Source organism: Gemmatimonadaceae bacterium (assembly GCA_036496605.1).
In the GTDB taxonomy this organism is placed as follows: Bacteria; Gemmatimonadota; Gemmatimonadetes; order Gemmatimonadales; family Gemmatimonadaceae; genus AG2.
The window spans coordinates 262,891-284,622 of the sequence record DASXKV010000032.1; the positions used below are offsets into that span (position 1 = coordinate 262,891).

General features: G+C 63.3%; 18 protein-coding genes. 9 read left to right on the forward strand and 9 right to left on the reverse strand.

The features are described 5' to 3' along the window. Positions 1 to 10: 10 nt before the first annotated feature. Both VGH98_11840 and VGH98_11845 read right to left on the reverse strand, forming a co-directional pair. Complete coding sequence (locus VGH98_11840) at positions 11 to 1,924, reverse strand: CheR family methyltransferase (protein HEY2376658.1); 1,914 nt, start codon at positions 1,922 to 1,924, stop codon at positions 11 to 13. A gap of 78 nt (positions 1,925 to 2,002) precedes the next feature. Further along, positions 2,003 to 3,085 (reverse strand): chemotaxis protein CheB, encoded by a 1,083-nt coding sequence (locus VGH98_11845; GenBank protein ID HEY2376659.1) that lies wholly within the window; start codon positions 3,083 to 3,085, stop codon positions 2,003 to 2,005. Between the two features lie 433 nt (positions 3,086 to 3,518). Here VGH98_11845 and VGH98_11850 point away from each other — a divergent pair, with 433 nt between their 5' ends. Then, on the forward strand, positions 3,519 to 4,061 hold the full coding sequence (locus VGH98_11850) for a hypothetical protein (GenBank protein ID HEY2376660.1): 543 nt from the start codon (positions 3,519 to 3,521) through the stop codon (positions 4,059 to 4,061). A 21-nt stretch (positions 4,062 to 4,082) separates the two neighbouring features. On the opposite strand, the gene VGH98_11855 is transcribed toward VGH98_11850, so the two are convergent. From VGH98_11855 to VGH98_11865, 3 genes are all read right to left on the reverse strand, one after another. Next, positions 4,083 to 4,409 carry a hypothetical protein gene (locus VGH98_11855; GenBank protein HEY2376661.1) on the reverse strand — a complete coding sequence of 109 codons (327 nt, stop codon included), beginning with the start codon at positions 4,407 to 4,409 and terminating at the stop codon, positions 4,083 to 4,085. Between the two features lie 157 nt (positions 4,410 to 4,566). Continuing rightward, a complete protein-coding gene (locus tag VGH98_11860) occupies positions 4,567 to 5,130 on the reverse strand; it encodes a hypothetical protein (protein ID HEY2376662.1) in 564 nt (187 codons plus the stop codon). Positions 5,131 to 5,166: 36 nt separating this feature from the next. Then, complete coding sequence (locus VGH98_11865; GenBank protein ID HEY2376663.1) at positions 5,167 to 7,533, reverse strand: DUF5916 domain-containing protein; 2,367 nt, start codon at positions 7,531 to 7,533, stop codon at positions 5,167 to 5,169. Positions 7,534 to 7,654: 121 nt separating this feature from the next. Here VGH98_11865 and VGH98_11870 point away from each other — a divergent pair, with 121 nt between their 5' ends. Further along, the gene (locus tag VGH98_11870; GenBank protein ID HEY2376664.1) at positions 7,655 to 8,086 is read left to right on the forward strand and encodes a PaaI family thioesterase; all 432 of its coding nucleotides are present in this window, start codon (positions 7,655 to 7,657) and stop codon (positions 8,084 to 8,086) included. A 32-nt stretch (positions 8,087 to 8,118) separates the two neighbouring features. On the opposite strand, the gene VGH98_11875 is transcribed toward VGH98_11870, so the two are convergent. The 4 genes from VGH98_11875 to VGH98_11890 all read right to left on the reverse strand — a co-directional run bounded on the left by VGH98_11875 (position 8,119) and on the right by VGH98_11890 (position 12,646). After that, complete coding sequence (locus VGH98_11875; protein HEY2376665.1) at positions 8,119 to 8,826, reverse strand: hypothetical protein; 708 nt, start codon at positions 8,824 to 8,826, stop codon at positions 8,119 to 8,121. A 41-nt stretch (positions 8,827 to 8,867) separates the two neighbouring features. After that, positions 8,868 to 9,563 carry a hypothetical protein gene (locus VGH98_11880; GenBank protein HEY2376666.1) on the reverse strand — a complete coding sequence of 232 codons (696 nt, stop codon included), beginning with the start codon at positions 9,561 to 9,563 and terminating at the stop codon, positions 8,868 to 8,870. Between the two features lie 305 nt (positions 9,564 to 9,868). Then, positions 9,869 to 10,363, reverse strand: a complete 495-nt coding sequence (locus VGH98_11885; protein ID HEY2376667.1) for a Spy/CpxP family protein refolding chaperone — start codon at positions 10,361 to 10,363, stop codon at positions 9,869 to 9,871. Between the two features lie 186 nt (positions 10,364 to 10,549). Continuing rightward, positions 10,550 to 12,646: a M13 family metallopeptidase gene (locus tag VGH98_11890; GenBank protein ID HEY2376668.1), complete on the reverse strand. Its 2,097-nt coding sequence runs from the start codon at positions 12,644 to 12,646 to the stop codon at positions 10,550 to 10,552. Between the two features lie 140 nt (positions 12,647 to 12,786). Between VGH98_11890 and VGH98_11895 the strand changes: the two genes are divergently transcribed. The 7 genes from VGH98_11895 (at position 12,787) to VGH98_11925 (ending at position 21,704) form a co-directional block, all read left to right on the forward strand. Next, positions 12,787 to 13,563: a tetratricopeptide repeat protein gene (locus VGH98_11895; GenBank protein HEY2376669.1), complete on the forward strand. Its 777-nt coding sequence runs from the start codon at positions 12,787 to 12,789 to the stop codon at positions 13,561 to 13,563. Positions 13,564 to 13,642: 79 nt separating this feature from the next. Then, positions 13,643 to 14,989: a M20/M25/M40 family metallo-hydrolase gene (locus tag VGH98_11900; protein HEY2376670.1), complete on the forward strand. Its 1,347-nt coding sequence runs from the start codon at positions 13,643 to 13,645 to the stop codon at positions 14,987 to 14,989. A gap of 284 nt (positions 14,990 to 15,273) precedes the next feature. Continuing rightward, positions 15,274 to 16,410 carry an FHA domain-containing protein gene (locus VGH98_11905; protein HEY2376671.1) on the forward strand — a complete coding sequence of 379 codons (1,137 nt, stop codon included), beginning with the start codon at positions 15,274 to 15,276 and terminating at the stop codon, positions 16,408 to 16,410. A gap of 158 nt (positions 16,411 to 16,568) precedes the next feature. Further along, positions 16,569 to 17,072, forward strand: coding sequence for a (2Fe-2S)-binding protein (locus VGH98_11910; protein ID HEY2376672.1), 504 nt, complete (start codon positions 16,569 to 16,571; stop codon positions 17,070 to 17,072). A gap of 10 nt (positions 17,073 to 17,082) precedes the next feature. Then, on the forward strand, positions 17,083 to 19,332 hold the full coding sequence (locus tag VGH98_11915; protein HEY2376673.1) for a molybdopterin cofactor-binding domain-containing protein: 2,250 nt from the start codon (positions 17,083 to 17,085) through the stop codon (positions 19,330 to 19,332). A gap of 59 nt (positions 19,333 to 19,391) precedes the next feature. Next, positions 19,392 to 20,453: a peptidyl-alpha-hydroxyglycine alpha-amidating lyase family protein gene (locus tag VGH98_11920; protein ID HEY2376674.1), complete on the forward strand. Its 1,062-nt coding sequence runs from the start codon at positions 19,392 to 19,394 to the stop codon at positions 20,451 to 20,453. Positions 20,454 to 20,525: 72 nt separating this feature from the next. Continuing rightward, complete coding sequence (locus VGH98_11925) at positions 20,526 to 21,704, forward strand: aminotransferase class I/II-fold pyridoxal phosphate-dependent enzyme (GenBank protein ID HEY2376675.1); 1,179 nt, start codon at positions 20,526 to 20,528, stop codon at positions 21,702 to 21,704. Positions 21,705 to 21,732 lie beyond the last annotated feature (28 nt).

Consider the following 21,732-nt stretch of genomic DNA (forward strand, 5'->3'; position numbering starts at 1 on the left):
ATGCGTCTCCTCAACCACGCGACTCGGACTCCCGCCTGGCGCGACCGTCGCGACGAAGCCCGAGGACGTCCTCGGCGTCCAGGTCTTCCATCATCACGATCACGCCACGAATCTCTCGCCGCGCGCTGAGCAACGGCGAACACGTCACGCGGCAATCGATCGCCCGACCTTTCCGATTGGTCGCCTCGAGCTGCAATTCGATGAATTGACGGTTACCGGTTAAACACTCCCGCATCGGTTGCTTGATCCGCTCAACCGGAAGCCCGATATCGAGGCCGAGCAGATTGTGGCCGATGGCTTCGTCGGCGCGAATGCCCCACAAATCGTCAGCGGTGTCATTCCATACGAGGACCTTGAGCTCTGCGTCGACGACGGCGACGCCGCCGCGCAGGCTCGTGAGTATACTCTCAAGGAAGGCGTTGACCGTATTCAACTCGTCGCTACGCTGACGGAGCTCCTCGTTGATTGTTTGCAGCTCCTCGTTCGTCGACTGGAGCTCTTCGTTCATCGTCTCCAATTCTTCATTCGTCGACTGCAGTTCTTCATTCGTTGTTTCGAGCTCCTCGACTGTCGACTGCAGCTCTTCATTGGTCGTTTCGAGCTCTTCGTTCGTCGATTGAAGCTCTTCGTACGCAGTCTCGAGCTCCTGGTTGGCGTGCTCGAGATCTCGCTGTAATCGTTTGGCAACGCTGACATCGGCGAAGGCGATCGCGGCGCCCATCACCACGCCGGCAGTATCGATGAGTGGGACGACTTGTACATCGAGCCACCGCGTGTCGAAACTCGGCGCGATCCACTCGACGTCGCGAAGCACGATAGGAACCCGCTCGGTGTACGCCTGGTCGATGCAGGAGCGTATCTCGACGGGTCGATACGAGATCTTGAGATCCTGAATCGGACGGCCGAGGTCCGCCGCCGACAGGCTGAAGAGTGAGCGCGCTCGTTCGTTGGCCAGAACGAGCCCTCCATTCACATCCACCACGAGCTGCGCGATCGGCGCACTCTCGAGCGCCGATTCGCGCAGGCGCACTTGCAGATCGATGCCGTTGCCGTCGTCGGCCGGCCCGTTCTGCGCGATGAGGAGCAGACGCTCACGGAGATTGAGACTCGCTCGAGGAACTTTTGTGGAGATACGCCGGCGCAGATCGAGCGGGGCGAACGTGCTGGCGTGTGTCAGCAGCGTTTCCGCGCGCCCGAGGAAGAGCACGCCTCCATCGTTCAGCCCGAAATGGAAGCGCGTCAGAATACGGGACTGCGTCTCCGCGTTGAAGTACATCAGCGTATTGCGGCACACGAGCAGATCGACGCGTGAGATCGGCGCATCCTGAATCAGGTCGTGGCGGCCAAAGATCACGTTGCGGCGAAGGTCCTTACTGAACGTGTAATGCGCCTCGACCTGCTCGAAGTGCCTTGCCAGGAGCGGCTGCGGAACCCCTGCAATCTCACGCGCGTCGTACGTTGCCTGACGAGCGCGCGCGAGCGCTTCCTCGTCGATATCGGTCGCGTAGATCTTGACTCGTTCCTTGTAGTCCTTTGCGCCCATCGCTTCGGCGAGGATCATCGCGAGCGTGTACGCCTCTTCGCCACTCGCGCATCCAGCGCTCCAGACGCGAACCGGTGCGCCATCCGGCTTCCGCGTGAGGAGCTCGGGGACGACGCGCTCGCTGAGAACGTCCCACGCGCCACCGTCCCGGAAGAACGCGGTGACGTTGATGAGAATCGTGTTGAAAAGAATCTCAAATTCTTCCGGATGGACCTCGAGATAATCGACGTAATCCGGATAGTCCCGCACGCCGACGGTTACCATTCGCTTCTGGATGCGACGCTCGAGACTGGCCGGTTTATAGCCGGCGAAGTCGAAGCCGCGGCTCCGCTTCAAGTATTCGACGAGGGCAGTGAGGCCGGCGGGCGTGCGCGAGGACATGCGGCGCGTAGCACTGGTAAGAAGGGCTTACGTCGCAATATGAGCGTCGCGCGAGGGTGTGGGTAGGGTTGCTGGACTCTAGTCCGTACCAGTCGGTCGCTCCCTTTGCCGCGTCGAGTGATTCTGGGAATTGCGCGCCGGCGTCGCGACAACCGCATCGTCCCTCAGCACCGCTGCACGCTCGCGAAGGAGTACGTCGCGAATGATATCGGCACGGCGCGACGCGAGTTCCGCGTTATCAGCGAGTCGTTCAGCCAGTCGCGTGTTGCCGCGCGATTGCGCGCGCTCCGAAAGCTGCTGGCTGAGCGACGCACTCTCCTGGAGCGCGCGCAACGCCGTCCACAGCGCGGCGTCGAGCGTTTCCGCTTGCCTCGCCAGCAAGGCTTCCGATGTCCACGCGTGACCGACGCGGCAGCGGAATCGGACCAGATTGCCTTCGCGCAACTCCCACAAGGTGCCGCCGCAATCGGGACAGCCGAAGGGCGCGAGCACACCCGGGTGATGGTCGCTGTCTTCGATACGGGCGAGATCGAGCTCCGAGTACTCGGTTTCTTTTTGCGCGTCGTCGGCCGCCAGGGTCTCCTCCATGCGTAGCGGCCGCTTGGAGAGCTCGTAGAGCAGCGCGGGCAACCGATCGAGCTTCGTGACATAGTCGACGTCGACGTGATCGATCGCGCTCTGCGGCATCGATGCAAACATGGCGTCGTCAGGATCCTGTGCGACGGCAATACCGCCCCGGCGCTTGATTGCCAGCAGTCCGGACGTGCCGTCGTCGAGACTCCCGCTCAACACGACACCAATGACGCGCGGACCATATGCGATCGCGGCGCTCCGGAACATCGGATCGACGGCAGGCCGATTTCCGTTCTCCTTCGGCCCGCGGTACAGCCGCATTCGGTTCCGAAAGACCAGCAAGTGATGATCGGGCGGAGCGACGTAAATGCGGCCCTGCTCGATTGAATGCGCGTCCGTTGCTTGCGCAGGAGTGAGGGAGCTGGCGCGCTTGAGAATTCGCGCAAGTGCGCTGGTTGCGGTGGGCGGAAAATGAATCGTGGCGAACACGGCCGCCGGAATATCGCTGGGCAAATTGCGAACGAGCTTCGTGAGCGCTTCGACGCCGCCCGCGGATGCGCCGATGACGATGATGTACCGCGGAGGCATGGGCCCGACCCCTGTTTGCAACGAGCGTTCGCGACCGATTACGCGCTGGTATTCGCGGTGCAATTCGCGTGCTTCCCACAGCAGGCCACGGCATGAAGATCGTGCCGCCCTCGTCCGATGCGCTTCGTCGCGGCGTCGATTGCTTCGCGAGTGCCGAGGCGGTCGAACTGGAATATTCGGCGTAGCCGTTACATCACGTCGACGACGCCACCTCAGTCGTCAGGGGAGTACGCGTATCAGCGGAGCGCGCCGCGCCGCTTCGAGCTCGTGGACACAATGTCGCGATCACGGGGCGCGAAGCAAGATTGAGTTTCTGTAGACGTCGCGAGACTTCGCAGACTCGCCATTGCATCGGCGTGCATCCTGCACTCACCAACGCGCGCGTCGAGTGTTCGCCGCGCGCAGTGGAGTTGTCCGATAGCTGGAGTCGGGAATGCCGGTTCGAGAGTTTGTCGATAGCTTCGGGACGGAATGGCGCGCCTGGGAAATCACCCCCGATGCGATTGCACCTCCGACCCGCGGCGAGGATTATCTGGCCGATTGTTATCAGCTCGGCTGGGTCGTGATGGAGACGAAGCGAGGTGATCGACGCCTGCGGCTGTGTCCGATTCCACGCGATTGGCATCGCCTCTCCGACTCGGCGCTCGAGCAATTGGTGGCACGAGGCGAGATGCTTCCGGCACGGACCGCCTCGGCACGCGAGCCCATCGCGGATTTGGCAGTCGTGCGAAGCTTTCGCTATCCCGGAGGCCGCGTGTGGACGGTATCGGTGACACCGCATCCGACGACCAAAGACGCGCGGGTCCTGCGATTCTCCGCGGGCGCGCGGGCAATCGATGTCGAAACGTGGCCAAGGGACTGGGCCGACCTGCCTGACGAGCAACTGATTGCGATACTGCGTCGCGCGGCGCCGCGTGGCACGCTCACCGAGATGCCCGAACAGCATCGACGTCGCTGGGATGATTCACGAACGTGAAGCCCCGCGATCGGCATTCGCTCAGCCCTGATCGAGATAGAACGCGTGCACGCACTCATCGATCGCGAGCGCGACGAGGGCGGCACGATCGCTCGATGTGAGCGGACAGTCCTCGAGAATTCGTGCTAGGGTCGAGCGAATCTCGGCGAGCGTGTCGTTCGCGGAGAGCCCGCGGGTATGCGCCTCTCGGCAGAGCCGCGCCGTTGCGAGCGCAAGTTGGTCCGGGGCGCCGCGACCCTCGAGATAGTCGCGAACGGTCGCGCCCAGGAGATCGCACGCTTGGCCGGAGAAACTCGGCGAGCTTGCGGGTTGGGTGAAAGAACTGGCGGAATCGAAATGTTCTGGCACTGCGGCGCTCCTCGCTGCCTCGCGTCGGTCGCCGAAAAGTCCGGCACCTGATGCGGTGCGTGATCACGTCGCCAGATTCGTTCCACGCATCGCGGTTCGTCCTCGGTGCTTCGTGGTTGGCATACTCGCGTTCCCGAAACGAACGACCAATCACCAACTATGAACTGCTTTTCGAAGCCACCAGGGCAACGATGCGGCGCTCGAGCGCCCCGCGGCTGCTGCATTCCACCGGCGTCGTGCCGCTGCCTGGTGCGATGGCGGTTCCACTCACCGCCGTACGCACGATCGACCGACCGGCGACCGACGTGTCGATCAGGGTGCCGAAGCGTAGAGTAATCTCGTAACTCGTCGAGATCTCACCCGTCATCGTCGAGCCACACTCGAGCCAGCGCGACATGCTCTCGCCGGCGAATCTCGCGTGGGCATGGAAATACTGCGTCGCGATCGTGCGACTCGCGGCGTCCGCGCCCTGCAAGGGAACCCCGAGGCCCGCGTATGTCTGCACGAGGCCCGACCACGCGCGCGTGGGCGGCACCGCGAGGGTGTCCGCCGACAGGTACTGCTCGCGCGTCAGCAATAGATCGAATCGGCCTCCCGGTGAATCGACGGTGACGTGTTCCTGCGCGTACGACCCGGGAGTCGAGCTCGTGGCACAGCCGGCGGCGAGCACTGCCGACAACGTTGCGACGAGAGCGCTGCGACGCGAATTGGAAGGTATCATGAGCGCCATTGCTGGTGAGTAAACTTCAAAGATCGCTCACAGTCGAAACAGATAGGTCAGCTTCACGAAGAAGCTGTCGCTGGTGCGGTCGAGCGCACGAAAGCGCAGAGCGTCAGGCTCCGTCAGCGTGCTTCCGTAGCCCGCGAAGAGCACGGTACCGGGATTCGGTTGATACGAGAAGAGCCAATCCGCCCGCAGGCGATTGCTCGCGAACGCCAACGCCGGCTCGAACGACCCGTCGGGCTGGCGCAGAATGATCGGGCCGAATGTGCGTGTCTCGTCACGCAACGCTGCCTGCTTTGACGAATCGTACTCGCCAACGACGCGGACGAATACGGCGCGCGAGAGCTGGTATTCTACTTTGAGCCGCGGGATGCGGCCGATCTGCACCGTCGACTGATCGCTTCGCCTAACGTACCCCTGCAGCTGGTAGGTGCCGTCGACGCGCAGCTTCTGCGTCGGGCGCCAGGCCATCGTCCAGCTCTCATACAGGATGTCGGCCTGCGCCCACTCGAAGAAGTTTTCGTCCTGCCCGAAGATCAGCAGCAGACTCGCCGAGAAGGTGTTCCAGGTCGGCGTACCGAAATTGAGAACGTAGTCGCGATTGGGGATGCGCGAGACGCCCGCGAACTTCACCGTGTCGACGCGCCCGTTGAGCGTTTGCTCATAATAGTAGTTCCCGTAGAGCGCCGTGTCGAAGCCGAACGTCTCCCAATACACGGAGGCGCCTGCCCGCCATCCTCCGCGAAGGGCCGCCCCCGTCGAAAAATGAAACTTCTTCTCGATGGCGTCGCCGTGATTGAACAGCTTCGCGTACTGCCAGGTGAAGTCATTGAACTGATCGAACGTGAAGCTCTCGACGAGGGCTCCCGGACGACCGTACCAGGTGAATTGCTGGTCCTCGCCGATGTGCGCGACGTTGGACCTACTGATGAAGCCGCTGCCGGCGACGAAACGATCGCTGATGCCGCTGAACGTGTAGCGAGCGCTATATGATCGTCCCGTGCGACTCAACGTCGTGTTCCACAACGGAGCGTCGGCCGTGACGTCCGTGGCGGCCGTATGCGTTCGACTGCCGGCAGCCTGCGCCTGGAGACTCCAGACTTTGGCGAAGACGAGTCGCGAATCGAGATCGGCGACGCGGTTCGAGTTGGCTCCGTCGACCTTGTCCGTATACGTGAGGCCAATACGCGACGCCGGTCCGAGACCACGCTGCAACCGAAGGATGTTGAACACGGGATTGTCGAGACCCGATATCGACGAAGATCGGTCGTCGACAGCGGACAGGAAGGCAATGTCGGTGCCGCCCTCTTTGCCAGTGAGTTTCCCGGCTGCCACGGGCTGCACTATCCGACGCGTATAGATCAACTGGTTGGGCGTATTGAACTGCTCGATGCCGTCGAGGAAGAAGGGCCGTTTCTCGGCGAAAAAAAGCGAAGCTCTCGGATCGAAGACGAATTGGCCGGCATCGGCTTCGATCTGGGAGAAGTCCGGATGGAAGGTGCTGTTGAGGGTGATGTTCTCGGTCGCTCCCCAGCGGACGTTTCCGCCGACGACGGGCCGCTCCGCGGCATAGGCCCACCGCTCGTCGGGCGTCTCGGCGCCTAACGTGTGCTGCGTGATCTCGGGATTGATGTCGAGGACGAGTCCACGGCGCAGATTGGTGAGGCCATCGATCGTGCCCGATTGCGCGAGGAACGACGCTCCCGCGCGATTCGCCGGCGTCCAGGTCTGCTCGTGTCCGGAATGCTGCACCTCACGTACGACCTGAAGCCGCCAGCTTTGCACGTCGGCAGTCTGATAACGCAGCGACTTGAAAGGAATTCGAATCTCGACCTCGTAGCCGAAGTCGGTGAGGCGCCCCTTGGATTGGTAGACGTAGTCCGGGTTGAGGTCCGGCGCCTCACGTCCGGCCGACGAGACGATAAAACCTTGGGAGCGGCTCAGGCCCTGCTCGACGATCGTCCCGTCCATCTGGACGCCTAACGGGTTCACCCCAAACACGAGGGCCTGACGTCCGTCGCCAAAGGTGCCGAGGATGATCTGGATCTGGTCGTCGGTGGTGATCTTGTCGCGATCCGCGAGCGTCGCCCGAACGGCGGCGCGTCCGCCGTGAGGCTCGTACGCGCGTACGCCGAAGTAGATGGCGGTCGGCGAGTACCAGACGAGCACCTCGGTCGAGTCCTCGGCGGGGAGTCCGTCTTTCGGCGAAAACTCCGAGAAATCGGTGAGACGCGATGCGCTTGCCCAGACGGGCTCGTCGAGCACGCCGTCGATGCGCACGTCGGACTCGAGACGGGGAGCACGCGCATGCATCGCGAGCGCTCGTCCGCTATAGGTCGCGCCCGAGGATACCGGCGCGCCGGTGAGCGTCTGATAGAGGCCGAGGAGGGGTAAGAGCACGGGGCAAGTTCGAGCGGCGAGCGAGAGGTGGCAAGTGGGCGCGTGGCGCGAGGAGGCGTAAAATCACGTATATCATGCACGGGCATTGGCCACTTACGACACATCACTCGCACCTTCTCGCATGTCCGAGCACTTTCGACGGCTCGAGCGGATGTATCACGCGGCTCCGATCAACGAGTACTTTGCGCCAAAACTGCACATCCCGGAAGCCGGCGTCGCCGAGCTGCGTTTAACGGTTCGTCCGGATTTCCATCACGCGGCTCATGCCGCGCATGGAGCTGTGTACTTCAAGGCGCTCGACGACGCGACGTTCTTCGCGGCGAACTCGCTCGTCGACGATGTCTTTGTGCTCACGGTGTCGTTCAATCTCTATCTCACTCGCCCGGTGAGCGAGGGTGAGGTGATCGCCCGCGGTCGCGTGGTGTCGCGGTCGAAGCGGTTATATCTCGCCGAGGGCGTGCTCGAGGACGCACGGGGACGCGAGATCGCGCGCGGGAGCGGCGCGTTCATGCCGAGTACGATGGCGTTGGCGGATCTCGGTCACTACCGCTAGGCCCCTCGCTCGTTGAGCGGAGAAACGCGACGTCAGCTCTTTGGCTCGTTAGGTGTGGGCGTCGTCTCGCGCACGCGCGCTTCGGCCGTCGGTACCCACGTGTCGCCTCGGTGAACGAGCCGGTACGCCCGCTCGAAGCGGAGCGACTCGCTGCCGCCGGAAGTCGGCGTGTCGAACTTCTGCGCGGCGAGATAGACCTCGACGGAGTCGCCGCCGCGGGCGAGCACGTCGGAAAAGCGCACCACGTAGCCGGGGCCGCGGCCAGCGCAATGCGGCGTTTTGCGCGAGGCTGTGATCGGCGGCTCGCAGGTGCCTTGAATCACTCCGCGATCACGAAGTCCGACTTCGACAGTACCTGGCAACATGCCGTCCTCCGCCATCCCGCCAGCCCGCGGAAGAACACGACGATCGAGCAAGAGAGTGAGCGCGGGATCATCGAGCTCGAAAGCCTCGCGGAGTGCTGCCTGGTAGACGAAGACGCGCGTGGTCGGCTGGAGCGACGCGACGCGCAGCCCATGTCCACGCACGAAACGATCGTCGTCGCCCCGTGCACAGGCGACGAGAAGCCAGGCGGCGAGTATCGTAGCGGTGAGTGATCGAAGCAAAGCGGTCATCAATCGGGGAAGCTCGTGCGCAACGCACGCTCCGATAATGACGCTGAAAGCGGGCTTGGCGTCAAACGCGAATTCGCCGATCGCCGACCAGAGAAAGCCGGCGAGCGTCGCTGCTCGCCGGCTCATCCGCTGAGGCTTGTCAGCCGCAACCGACTACTAGCAGCCGCTCACGGCGTATTGCGCGACGCCACGACGACTGCTCGACCACCCGTCGCATGTAATGCGAGATTCACGGGTGTCTCGGCGGCGCGCCGATAGGCGACTTCCTGCTCGCGACGGCGACGATCGAGCTCACCGGGGTTAGGCGAACTAGTAACCGGATACAATCCACCAGGATGCCCCGTCGTGGCGACGTCGCTGCCGACCTCCTCGATCTCCACGTCGTCGAGCCACGCCTGTCCCGACCCGCTGAGCAGGAAGCCATACGTCATACCAATCGCGTCGCGCGGAATGTCGAGCACGATCTCCTGACGAGACCAATCATTCGTGAGCATGAGCGGGCGGTTCTGCATGTAGTCGGAGGTCTGCACGACACCGCCGCCGTCGACACGCATGAAGAGCTCGGCCGTGCCTTCGTTGACGCCGATGGTCTTGAGATATCCGGACATGCGAATGCGCTTGCCGCGATAAGCATCGGCGCGAACGCTCTGCGCGAGCATCGCCGAGCTACGCGGCGATTCGACATTCGCCTTGATCGTGGCGCCGGCGAATCCTTGACCACCGTCGCGGTGCGATCCGTCCGCACGTACCGTGTAGTCGCCGGAGCCGTCGGTGATGGCCTGCCAACCAGCGGGCACTTGCGCCGAGGCCGCGATGGGCGCGACGAGCGCGGCGGCGACTGTGAGCCGTCGAATCTGCAGCATATACGAAACTCCTCTGAGTGTCATGCCCGATTAGACGCCCCGGTGCGAACGATGGTTTCAGCAGCGTGTGTGTGGAATTTGTGAAGAGCGTCACGATTTCGTGCATGCCTAACGAGTCCAGATGAGCGGTGCAGCCCGCACGTCAGTGCCGATTAGCAACTCATCACGTCACCCGGGCCGATTCGTACCGGATCCACGACTCTCGAGGACAGTCCCACAACCGAACACCTCGTCTCACAAGCGAGAAAAAACCCGCCGGACAACTCCCCGGCGGGTTTTTCGTCCTGCTCATGATCGATGACGAATCATCGATCGTTATGCGACCCCGCGTTGCGGCCGCTACGACCGGCTTCCGAGCCCGCTCGGCGCTGCGAGGCGTGCTGTTTCCACGCGGCGAGGTTCGCGTCAAACTGCTTTTGCTGGTCCGCCGTGAGAATCGAACGGATCCCCGCGACCTGACGTTCACGCGCCTGCTCCATTTGCGGCCTTAGCGCCTGCATCTGCGCCCGCGCGGCAGCCGTGTCGCCACGCTGGCGCGCGGCACGCGCGTCGGCCATGGCCTTTCGGAACTGTTCGTTGCCGGGATTGTTCTTTTCACTCTCCCGCATCGACTTGAGCTTCGCCTTCTGGCTCGCGGTGAGGTTGATACCCTTCAGCAGTTGCTGGCCGGGCCCGCGCCTCATGCCGCGTCCTTCGTGCTCGACCCGTTGGGGCTGCTGCGTCGATTGGGCCGAAGCGACCCCGACGGAACCGAGAGAAAGGGCCAGGCCTAGGGCCATGGCCATCGTTGTCTTCCGCATGCTGCATCTCCGTTTGTGAGACCTGCGACACGACGCGCATCGGTGCGCGGGCGTCATTTCTTCACTTTCGGAGATTGATACCAGCGGGGTTTGGCGCTGGGTCCCATGTTCCATCCGCGACGACGTGAAAACGGGGCCGGATGTCACGAATGGCTCGCGGAAGAGCATGAACGGCGTTCCGCCTCTTTACCAGATATGAGGTACCCCTTCGGGTGGCCTCACCATCGGATCCCCAGGCTTGCAATGAAACGCCCCCGCGAATTCGGACATGTTCGATAGCGGAGCGTTCACACGCCACTGTTCCGGCGCATGTGGATCGACCGTTACCCTCGTACGAAGCGCCGCCGGGCGGGTGTGCTGGCGATAGCTCTGGGCATAAGCCAGAAAGTACCGCTGCTCGGGCGTAAAACCGTCGATGAGCCCAGGACGCCCGTTGCGCTCCAGCGCGCGTCTCACAGCGTCGAATCCCGTCAGCACGCCGCCGTAGTCCGCGATATCTTCGCCTAACGTGAGCCGGCCATTCACATGGAACGTGTCGACCTGGATGTAGCTGTTGTACTGCTGAACCACGAGCGCCGCCTGCTCGGAGAAGTGCACGGAGTCCGCCGGGAGCCACCAGTCGCGCAGGTTGCCTGCAGCATCATAGTGACGACCCGCGTCGTCGAAGCCGTGCGTCAGCTCGTGACCCGCCCAGCTGCCGCCGAGCGAGCCGTAGTTGGCCGCATCGTCGGCGGCAGGATCGAAGGTCTGCGGTACCAGTGCTCCTGCCGGGAACACCATCTCGTTCACCGTGGCGTCGTAGTACGCGTTGACGGTCGGCACGGTCATCTCCCATTCGGTTTTGTCGACCGGAAGCCCCGGGCGATTGACGACGCGCCGCCACTCGAACGCGCTCGCGCGCTGCACGTTGAGCGCGAAGGCGCCTTCGCCGACGACGAGTCGTGAATAATCGCGCCATCGATCCGGATACCCGACCTTCTCCGACATGCTCGCGAGCTTGTCGAGCGCCTGCGCGCGAGTCGAGTCCGACATCCAGCTGAGGTGTAGCAAACGCTCATGGAACGCGGCCCGGATGTCGTCGATGACCGCGCGTGCCTTGGCGCGCGCCTCGGGCGGAAAGGTCCGCGTCACGTACGCCTGGCCAAGGGCTTCACCCATCAGTCGATCTGTCTCGCGCGCGCAGCGCTTCCAGCGCGGCAGAAGTTCCTTCGCGCCGGTGAAGTGCGAGTTGAACGCGAAATCCTCGTTGACGAAAGGACCGCTGAGCCAGGGCGACACCGGCGACAGCGCATGGAAGCGAAGATAGGCGCGCCAATCCGCAAGCGGCGTCGACTCGATCAGCTCGCTCGCGCGCTTGACGAAGTCCGGATTCGCGACGTTGACCTTCGCGACGGACGCTGTGAGCCCGATCGTTCGAAAGTACGCTGGCCAATCGACGTTAGGTGTCAGCGCCTCGAGCTGCGCGAGCGTCATGGGATGGTCCGTCGCTGCCGGATCGCGCAGATCGACGCGACGCGTAGATGCTTTCGCCAGTTCCGTCTCGAGCGCCATGATCCGCACCGCATCGCCACCGGCCGCGCCCGCCTCTTCCCCGGCGAGCCTCAGGATCTTCGCGATGTGATCGACATAGGCGGTACGGAGCGAATCCGCGGACGGGCCCTGATCGGTGTAATAGTCGCGATCGGGCAGCCCGAGTCCCGACTGGAAGAGCCACACCATATAGTGCGCTGCGTCGTGCGGGTCCGCCGATGGCGCGTACGCGAAGACTGCATTGCCGCCGTTGATCTGTGCCTCGGCGATCTGCGCCAGGAGCTGCGCGCGTGTCGTTATGCCGTCGATGCGGGAGAGCATTGGACGGAGCGTCGTTGCCCCCTTCGCTTCCGCGCCGAGCGAGTCCATGCACGACGCGTAAAAAGTGCCGAGCTTGCGCTGGGTGCTGTTCGTCGAGGGCGAGGCGCGCTTCGCCCTCGCTTCGTCGAGCACGGATCGAACGACGAGCTCGTTCCGATCCGCCATGTCCCGACCGACACCGGAGGACGAGTAGGCGGCGGGGATCGTGTCATGAGCAAGCCAGGCGCCGTTCGCGAATTGAAAAAAGTCGCTGCACGCCTTCGACGCAGTGTCGATCATCGTCGCGTCGATTACACGTAAGGGCGCGAGCTGCTGGTCGAGTCGCGGTGCCGCCATCTGGCGCTGCCCTTGACTCACACTGGTGATCATCGCGAGCAAGCCGACCGCACGGCAGAGCACTCGATATGAACTGTGGAATCCTTGCACGAACATCGTGACGAGCTCTCGTAGGAGGTGACCCGCCGAACGTAGGACCCGGAAACGAGTTGGTCAACGCGCGAACGGTCCGTCCGCATGCTGGCGTGCAGCGTGCAATACATGAGCAGCCACAACGTGTGTGACACGAGGTTCGCATGTTTGGATTGATTCATCGAAGTGCCATCGTCACGCTGGCGGTGACCACGTTAGGAATGACCGCGCACGGTCAGCGTGCCGGAACCACGGGTCGTGATTCGATCGGAGACGCCGCGGCGGCGCTGCTCAATGAGGGCCGGACGAACGAAGCGCGCATGACGCTGCTCCGAGCGATGCGCGGCACGACGCGACCGGATCTGCTCGTGACCTATCGCCTGGAGCTCGGCGACACCTTTGTCTACGAAGGCAAGTTCCAGCCAGCATCGCAGGCGTACAATATGGTGATTTCGGGGCACGACGCCGCGGGAGTCGACAGCCTGGTACGCTGGGCTCATCATGGGCTTGCACTGATCGACGCCTTCAACGGCCGGCTGGACCGCGCGGTAAATCACTACGCGGATGCGCTGAAAGGTCGTGGAACTCTCGCCGATACCATCGAGATGCTCGTGCTCACGGCGCAGCACGACTCCGCGATCAAGGCCATCGACCGGCTTGTCGCGTCTCGCAAGGACGAAAACGCGCTGCAATTCGCGCAGGCGTATCGCGGACTGAGTTGGATGAATGCTGGGCACTGCACGCAGGCCCTGCCGGAGATAGCGAAAGCACCGCATCAGGACCGTCCCATTCCCCAAGCCGTTCGAGGTCGATGCGCCTCCAAGCACGGTCAGCGCGTTGATGCCTTGGCCATCAAGGACTCCGTCCTCAAGCAGCATGTGCCCGATCCCTTCGCGTGGTCTGTGCTCATCGCGCGAGACGTTGCACGCAAGATCCAATGAGACGCGGAGGGGAGTCAAACGCGGGCGGAACTGCCCGGACCTAACACCTGGCGCCGGGCCGCTCGTTTAGCTTCCCTGCATGCGTCGACTACTCCCTTCTCGATTCGCGCTCCTTGCGTTCCTGTCGCTGGCCGGGCGCGCGGCTGCACAGGCGGGGACGGAAGCACACACGCTGTTGTCGCCCGAGGAACGCGTGATCGTGCGAGCGGTCGACGCGGAGAATGCACGCACTCTCGCCCTGCTTCAGCGCGTCGTCGACATGAACAGCGGCACAATGAATTTTGCGGGCGTGCGTCGCGTGGCCGACGTGTTGCGCGTCGAGCTCGATTCGCTCGGGTTCACGACGCGCTGGGTGGACGGCGCGTCGTTTCACCGCGCCGGCCACCTCGTCGCCGAGCATCCGGGACCAGGACCCAAGCTGCTGCTCATCGGGCATCTGGATACCGTGTTCGAGCCGAGCAGTCCGTTCCAGCGTTTCGAGCGGCTGGACGACTCGACTGCGCGCGGGCCCGGCGTCATCGACATGAAAGGCGGCGATGTCATCATCATCGCGGCGCTGCGTGCACTGAAGTCGGCGGGCATACTCACGCGACTCAACGTCACGGTGGTGTACGACGGTGACGAAGAGGATGCCGGCACGCCGCTCAGCGAAGCCCGTCGTGCGCTCACCGAAGCGTCACGTGGCGCCAACGCGGCGATCGGATTCGAGGACGGTCCAGGAGATCCGCATCTCGCGGTGATCTCCCGCCGTGGCGATGAGTCGTGGACGCTACGGACGACGGGGACACCAGCGCATTCGTCGCAGATCTTCCAGAAAGACGTGGGCGCGGGTGCCGTTTACGAGGCGACGCGCGTGTTGAGCGAGTTCTACAAGCAGCTTTCCGGCGAGCGTTACCTGACATTCAACCCAGGTCTTGCGTTAGGCGGCACGGCGGTGCATCTCGACAGTACCGGCGTCGCCGGGGCAGCGGAGGGAAAGTCGAACGTCGTCGCCGAGCGCATGACCGTCGTCGGCGATTTGCGGACGATCTCGCCGGAGCAGCTCGCGCGCGCGAAGCAGACGATGCAGGCGATCGTCGCGGCGCACCTTCCGAATACCACTGGGGATCTGACCTTCGATGCCGGTTATCCGCCGATGGCGCCGACGGCGGGCAATCGGCGTCTGCTCACGCTGTACGACAAGGTGAGCCGCGATCTGGGACTCTGGCCGGTGACTGCGGTCGATCCGTCGAAAGCTGGCGCGGCGGATGTGTCCTTCGTGCCGGACATCGTGCCGATGAAGATCGACGGCCTCGGACTTTCCGGCCGAGACGATCACACGACGAAGGAAACGGCAGATCTGCGGATGCTTCCGGTGCAGACGAAGCGTGCCGCGTTGCTGCTCTACCGCCTGACGACGAAAGCGCCGGAGACGAGCGATCGGTGATCTTGGTTGGTGGCTGCTAGTTGGTGATTGGTGGTTGGTGATTGGTGATTCGTGCACGTTGCCCACCGATCACCAACTACCAATCACCAACGACCAATCACAATCACGCCATACTGCCCGAACGTTCCGAGGGTGAATTGTCCGAGCGTGATTCGTGCGAAGCGTCGAGCGAGCTAGGTCGTCTTTTGAGTGGCGATGCAGGCTCCGACCACGCCGCCTTGCCCTCGTGATGAGCGTGTGACTGCTGTCACGATGCGATCTCGCACGTTCGCCCGGGCCTCTGGATGCCGTACCTTTCGTTCGACAGCGAGTACTGCGAGCTTCGCTTTGGCGCCAACCTCCTTGGTGGCCGCGGCGAGGGCAGCGTGTTGCTGTCGGTACTGGCACTGCTTCCGCCGACAGCGCTGATCCTCGTCGGCACCGACGGGCGCACGACGATCCGGCGACTTCCGTCGCGTTTCCCGGTTCGCGTCGATGGTGAAATCCTCGGCTCCGCCTCGATGGAATTGTTAGATAATTCGCATCTCGAGGTGGGCGAACACCGCCTGATCTTCAATCTGTCGGTCGACACGCCGGCCGCGAACGGCGCGCACGAGGTCTCGGGCGGCTCGTCGCCGACGGCTGGCGCGGCGGGCCGTCCCAGCTCGGAGCATCCGATTCCAGATATCGACCCTAACGACTTGTCTCCCTGGTTGCTGAGGGAAATGCGAACGGGGCGTACGGTCGCGGTGCCGCGCGCGGGAATGTTGATCGGGCGAAGCGAGGACTGTCACCTCGTCGTGACTGGTCGCGGCGTCTCGCGCAAGCACGCGCTCATCGAGCCGTACGCCACCGGCTTCGCGATCTCGGATTTGAGCGCGAATGGCACGCTCGTCAACCGGATCCGATCTCGCGAGCATCAGGCCCTCGCCGCCGGTGACATCCTGCGGATCGGTGATGAGGATTATCGAGTCGAGAATGGGAGCGCGACGCGACCGCCCCACGTGGAGAGCCAGCGCGCGACGGAGTTTGTACCGACCGTGGCGGCGCCGGTGGACGACGAGCGCCCCGAACAGCTCGCTTCACTGGAAGTGTCGCGCGGCGCCCTGCGTGGCACGTACTACTCGATCGAACGGGCCGTCTGCGCGATTGGTAGCTCGCGCGCGAACGATCTGCGGCTTGCCGATCCGAGCGTCGCTCCATCACACGCCACTCTTCTGCTCAAGGGTGAGACGTGGTACGTGACGGATCTCCGGTCGCGTCACGGAACGTTCGTAAATGGCTACCGCGTCGCGACCGAGCGGGCGCTCGCCCATGGATGCACGCTCACCGTGGGACACGTGACGCTGGTGTTCCGGGCGAAGAGAAGCATCCCGGCGCTCGAGCCAGAGCAGCCAGAGGGTTGGTTCACACGCTTCGTGAACTTCCTGCGGGCGAGCTGAGGCGGCTGTTCTTGTTGGTTGCTAGTCGCTGGTTATAGGTGGTTGAATGCGCGGCGAGAGGCCCGGCTTTGTGCTAAGATAGAGCTACAGGTGCCCGTTCGCCCGCTGAAAGCCAGTGGCTCGTGCCCGTGATCGCAAGCCACCAACCATCAACTGCCATGTCCATCTCATTCAAGGTGAACGGCAAGTCGACGACCGTCGACGTGCCGCCAGACATGCCCCTGCTCTGGGTGCTCCGTGACGTGCTCGATCTCAAGGGGACGAAATTCGGCTGCGGAATGGCGCAGTGCGGTGCCTGTACCGTGCACGTGAAGGGCGTTCCAACCCGGTCCTGCGTAACGCCGGTTGCAGCGGTGAAGGGCGCCGAGGTGACCACGATCGAAGGATTGTCGATCGACGGCACACACCCGCTACAGCGCGCCTGGGAGGAGGTCGACGTCCCACAGTGCGGGTATTGCCAGGCGGGTCAGCTCATGTCGGCGGCAGCACTGCTCAAGCAGAAACCCAATCCGACGGACGCCGATATCGATGCGGCGATGAACGGGAATATCTGCCGCTGCGGCACATATCTTCGCATCCGCGAGGCGATCCATCGAGCGGCAACGATGCCGTCGAACCCCACGACGCAGGCCGGCCGCGCACGCGCGGCGAGCAAGCAATAGGAGGCGCGCCATGACAACAAGCCTAACGAACGAGCGCGTCAGCCGCCGTCAGTTCATTCGCGCCAGTGCCCTCGTCGGTGGCGGCGTGCTGCTCGCCAGCTATTTCGAACCGTTCGCTGGAGCGACAGCGCTCGCGGAATCGGCCGGCGCCCCGAGCGGCGCGGGCGACTTTGTGCCCAACGCGTACATCCGCATCGCGCCAACCGGCGTGGTGACGATCGTCGCGAAGAATCCCGAGATTGGGCAAGGCATGAAGACGATGCTCCCGATGCTCATCGCCGACGAGCTGGACGTCGAGTGGAAGGACGTACGCATCGAGCAGGCATCGCTCGACACGACGGCGTTCCAGAATCAATTCGCGGGGGGCAGCACGGCGACGCCGAACAACTGGCTGCTGATGCGTCGCGTGGGCGCGGCGGCGCGCGCGATGCTCGTCACCGCTGCAGCGCAAGCCTGGAATGTGCCGGAGTCGGAGTGCGAGACGCGATCCGGCGTCGTTCACCACAAAGCCAGCGGACGAAGCGTTCGCTACGGCGATCTCGGTGAGAAGGCGTCAACGATTCCCGCGCCCGATCTCGAGAGAGTCCGGCTCAAAGATCCAAGTCAATTTCGCATCATCGGTACACGAGTGCCGGGCGTCGACAATCACGCGATCGTTACCGGAAAGCCGATGTATGGCATCGACGTCACGCTTCCGGGCATGCTGTACGCCGTGTACGAGAAATGCCCGGTCTTCGCCGGCAAGGTCGCCAGCGCGAATATCGACGACGTAAAGAAGGAGCGCGGCGTCAAGCACGTGTTCGTCGTCGAGGGCGGGCCGCAACTCGCCGGACTGCTCGGCGGGGTCGCGATCGTTGCCGACAGTTGGTGGTACGCCAAGAACGCTCGGCAAGCGCTCAAGGTGACATGGAACGAAGGAGCGACTGCCGAGCAGTCGAGCGTCGGCTTCGCGACGAAAGCGGCCGAACTCTCGAAGCAGCCGCCGCAACGAACGCTCCGCAAAGATGGTGACGTCGACGCGGCCCTCTCGAGTGCGAAAGTTCTGCACGCCGAGTACTTCTATCCTTTCATCTCGCACGCCCCACTCGAGCCACAGAACACGACGGCGTCGTACCGTGACGGCAAGCTCGAGATCTGGGCGCCGAGCCAGACGCCAGCCGCGGGCCGAGCGCTCGTCGCTCGCACGTTAGGCATGAAGGAAGACGACATTACGATCCACCTTACCCGCACCGGCGGCGGATTCGGCCGACGGCTGAACAACGATTACATGGTCGAGGCGGCGTGGATCGCGAAGCAGGCAGGCGTTCCGGTGAAGCTGCTGTGGACTCGCGAAGACGATATCCGTCATGACTTCTATCGGCCCGCGGGCTTCCACTATTTCACGGGTGCCGTCGATTCCAACGGTCGGCTCGCCGCGTTACGCGACCATTTCGTGTCGTTTGGCGAGGGCGATCGCTTTGCGCCGAGTGCGGGGATCTCGCCCAACGAGTTTCCGGCGCGCTACATCCCGAATTGCGAGATTGGCGCGTCGGTGATGCCGTTAGGCGTGCCGACCGGGGCACTCCGTGCGCCGCAGAGCAATGGGCTCTCGTTCGCGTTCCAGTCGTTCCTCGACGAGCTCGCGCACGCCGCGGGGAAAGATCCCGTCCAGTTCCGATTGGATCTGCTGGCAAACACGCCGATCGCGGATCCGACTCCCGCCGCCGGGCAACAGCCGCCACCGCCAGGATTCACCTTCGATGCTGGCCGAATGCGCGGTGTGCTCGAGATGGTGGCAGAGAAGTCGGGATGGGGAAAGCAGAAGCTGGCGCGCGGTACCGGAAAAGGTGTCGCGTTCTACTTCAGCCATCGCGGTTATTTCGCCGAGGTCGCGCAGGTGACGGTGAGCAAGGCTGGCGCACTCAAGGTCGACAAGATCTGGGTCGCGGGGGACATTGGGAGCCAGATCATCAATCCGCTCAACGCGGAGAACCAGGTGCAGGGAGCAGTGCTCGACGGACTTGCCGAGGCGTTAGGCCAGGAGATCACGATCGACCGCGGTCGCACCGTGCAGAGCAACTTCCATGATTTCAAGCTCCTTCGTCTGGCTCAGGCATGCCCGGTCGAGGTGCATTTCCTGACGACGGCGAATCCGCCGACGGGCCTCGGCGAACCGGCACTGCCGCCGGTACCGCCGGCGGTGTGTAACGCGATTTTCGATGCAATCGGGAAGCGGGTCCGCGTTCTGCCCCTGTCGAAGACTGACTTGTCGTGGTCTTGACGATCAATAGCGTGAACGCGGACTAAGTCCGCACTCCCATTGCTGATCTGTGTAATCTCATGAAGCCTCATCGAGTCGTTGCTGCGCTGCTGTTTTGCCTAACGCCACTCCTGGCGGCGCGATCTCAGGTCACGGCGCAAGGCGCGACGATGTCGCCGACGAACGACCTCCCCAATCCCTACCGCACAATCGAGGGATGGGCGCAGCTCGGCCGAAGCTGGGGCGCAACGAGTGCCGTCGAAATCGATCGGGACGGACACAGCGTGTGGGTCGCCGAGCGCTGCGGCGCGAATAGCTGTGCAGGATCAAATCTGCCGGCGATCTTCAAGTTCGACGCGAACGGTACGTTAGTGACATCCTTTGGCGCGGGCATGTTCCTGTCGCCGCACGGGATCTTCGTCGACCGGGACGACAACGTGTGGGTCACCGACTGCGCATGCACTGGCGGGCGCGGCGCGTCCGCGGACACGTCGCGGCCGGCGAAAGGACATCAGGTTTTCGAGTTCAGTCCCACGGGGAAGCTACTGATGACCCTCGGGAAGGCCGGCGGTGGCACGGGCACGGAGTACTTCATGCAGCCGAACGACGTCCTCGTCGCGCCGAACGGGGACATCTTCGTTGCCGAGGGACATTCGTCCGCACCGGGAAGCACGGCGCGTGTGCTCAAGTTCTCGAAGGATGGAAAACTGATCAAAAGCTGGGGCACATTCGGGCATGGTCCCGATGATCTCGATCAGCCGCACGCGCTCGCGATGGACTCGCGCGGCCGGCTGTTCGTCGGCGATCGCGGAAATAACCGCATCAAAATCTTCGATCAGGATGGCAAGTTGCTCGATACGTGGTACCAGTTCAGCCGTCCGAGTGGAATCTTCATCGACGCGAACGACAATATCTATGTCGCCGATTCGGAGTCAGGATCGGTAGCGAAGGATCGGACGACGTGGAAGCGCGGGATTCGAATCGGCAACGCGCGCGATGGATCGGTGAAGACACTCATTCCCGATCCCGCGGAGAATCCGCCGAGCACGAGCGCAGCGGAAGGTGTTGCCGCGGACGCGAATGGAGTGATCTACGGCGCCGAGGTCGGGCCCCGGGCGTTGAAGAGGTATGTCAAGCCTTGATCTCAGTGTGGATCAACGCGACGTAGCGCCATCGTGAGTCGGGCCGACGGTCGAACGATCAGAGGAGGAGCTATGGGGGACGGACGTAGATTCTCTCGCCGCGGATTCGTCGGTGGCGTCGCGACCGCGTTAGGCTATCTCACCCTCGAGCCGAGCTCGCGACTCTTCGCGCAGAGCATCGCCACGGCGACACCACGTCTACGGCCCACCGAGGACGAATACGACACGCTCGCGAAGCTCGCCAACAACGAGAACCCGTACGGCCCGTCCGATGCCGTGATGAAGGCGATGACGCAGGCATTCAAGTACGCGAATCGCTACAACTACCCGGACGGCGGCATCACCGAGGCAATTGCAAAGCTGCACGACGTGAAAGAGGAAAACGTCATGCTCGGCTCTGGCTCCGGTGAGATTCTCGACGTGGTGTGCAACACCTATCTCCGCGACGGACGGAAGATCCTCAGCTCGGAGCCGTCGTATGACATCGTCTTCCAGCACGTCACGGCGTACAAGGCCGACTCGATTCGCGTCCCCGTACTCCCGGATTTCCGTCAGGACATACCGGGCTTGATCAAGGCGGCACGAGCCTACGATCGACAGATCGGATTCATCTACGTGTGCAGCCCCAACAATCCCACGGGCCGCATCGTGACGAAGCAGGAGATCAAACAGCTGCTCGACGGTATCCCCGAGGACATGCCGGTACTCATCGACGAGGCGTACTTCCATTTCGTCGAAGATTTGGACTACGCGACGTCGATCCCGTATGTAACCGAGGGACGTCCGATCATCGTGACACGTACCTTCTCGAAGATCGCCGCGCTCGCCGGCATGCGACTCGGCTACGCGATCGCGCCGAAGGACATGATTCGCGACATGCGTCCGTTCACGACGGGCACGATCAACGCGATCGTGAAGTACGGAGGCGTTGCCGCTCTCAAGGACACGGCGACGCAGGCCCAAGTAAAGCGCATGACCCTCGACCTCCGCAAGAAGACGACGAACGAGCTCCAGAGCCTCGGCTACGCGGTGATACCTTCGGAGGCAAACTTCTTCCTGGTGCACGTTCGCCGACCTGTGCCGCAGGTGATCGACGAGTTCAAGAAGAGAGGGGTGCTCGTGGGACGTCCCTTCCCACCGATGATGGAGCATCTCCGGGTGTCCGTGGGGACGGCCGATGAGATGAGCAGATTCATATCGGCGTTCAAGGAAGTGGTGCCGCAGGCACGGACAGCCTCTAAGGCAAGTTGAGTTGGAGGCGCATCGAGAACGGCGCGAC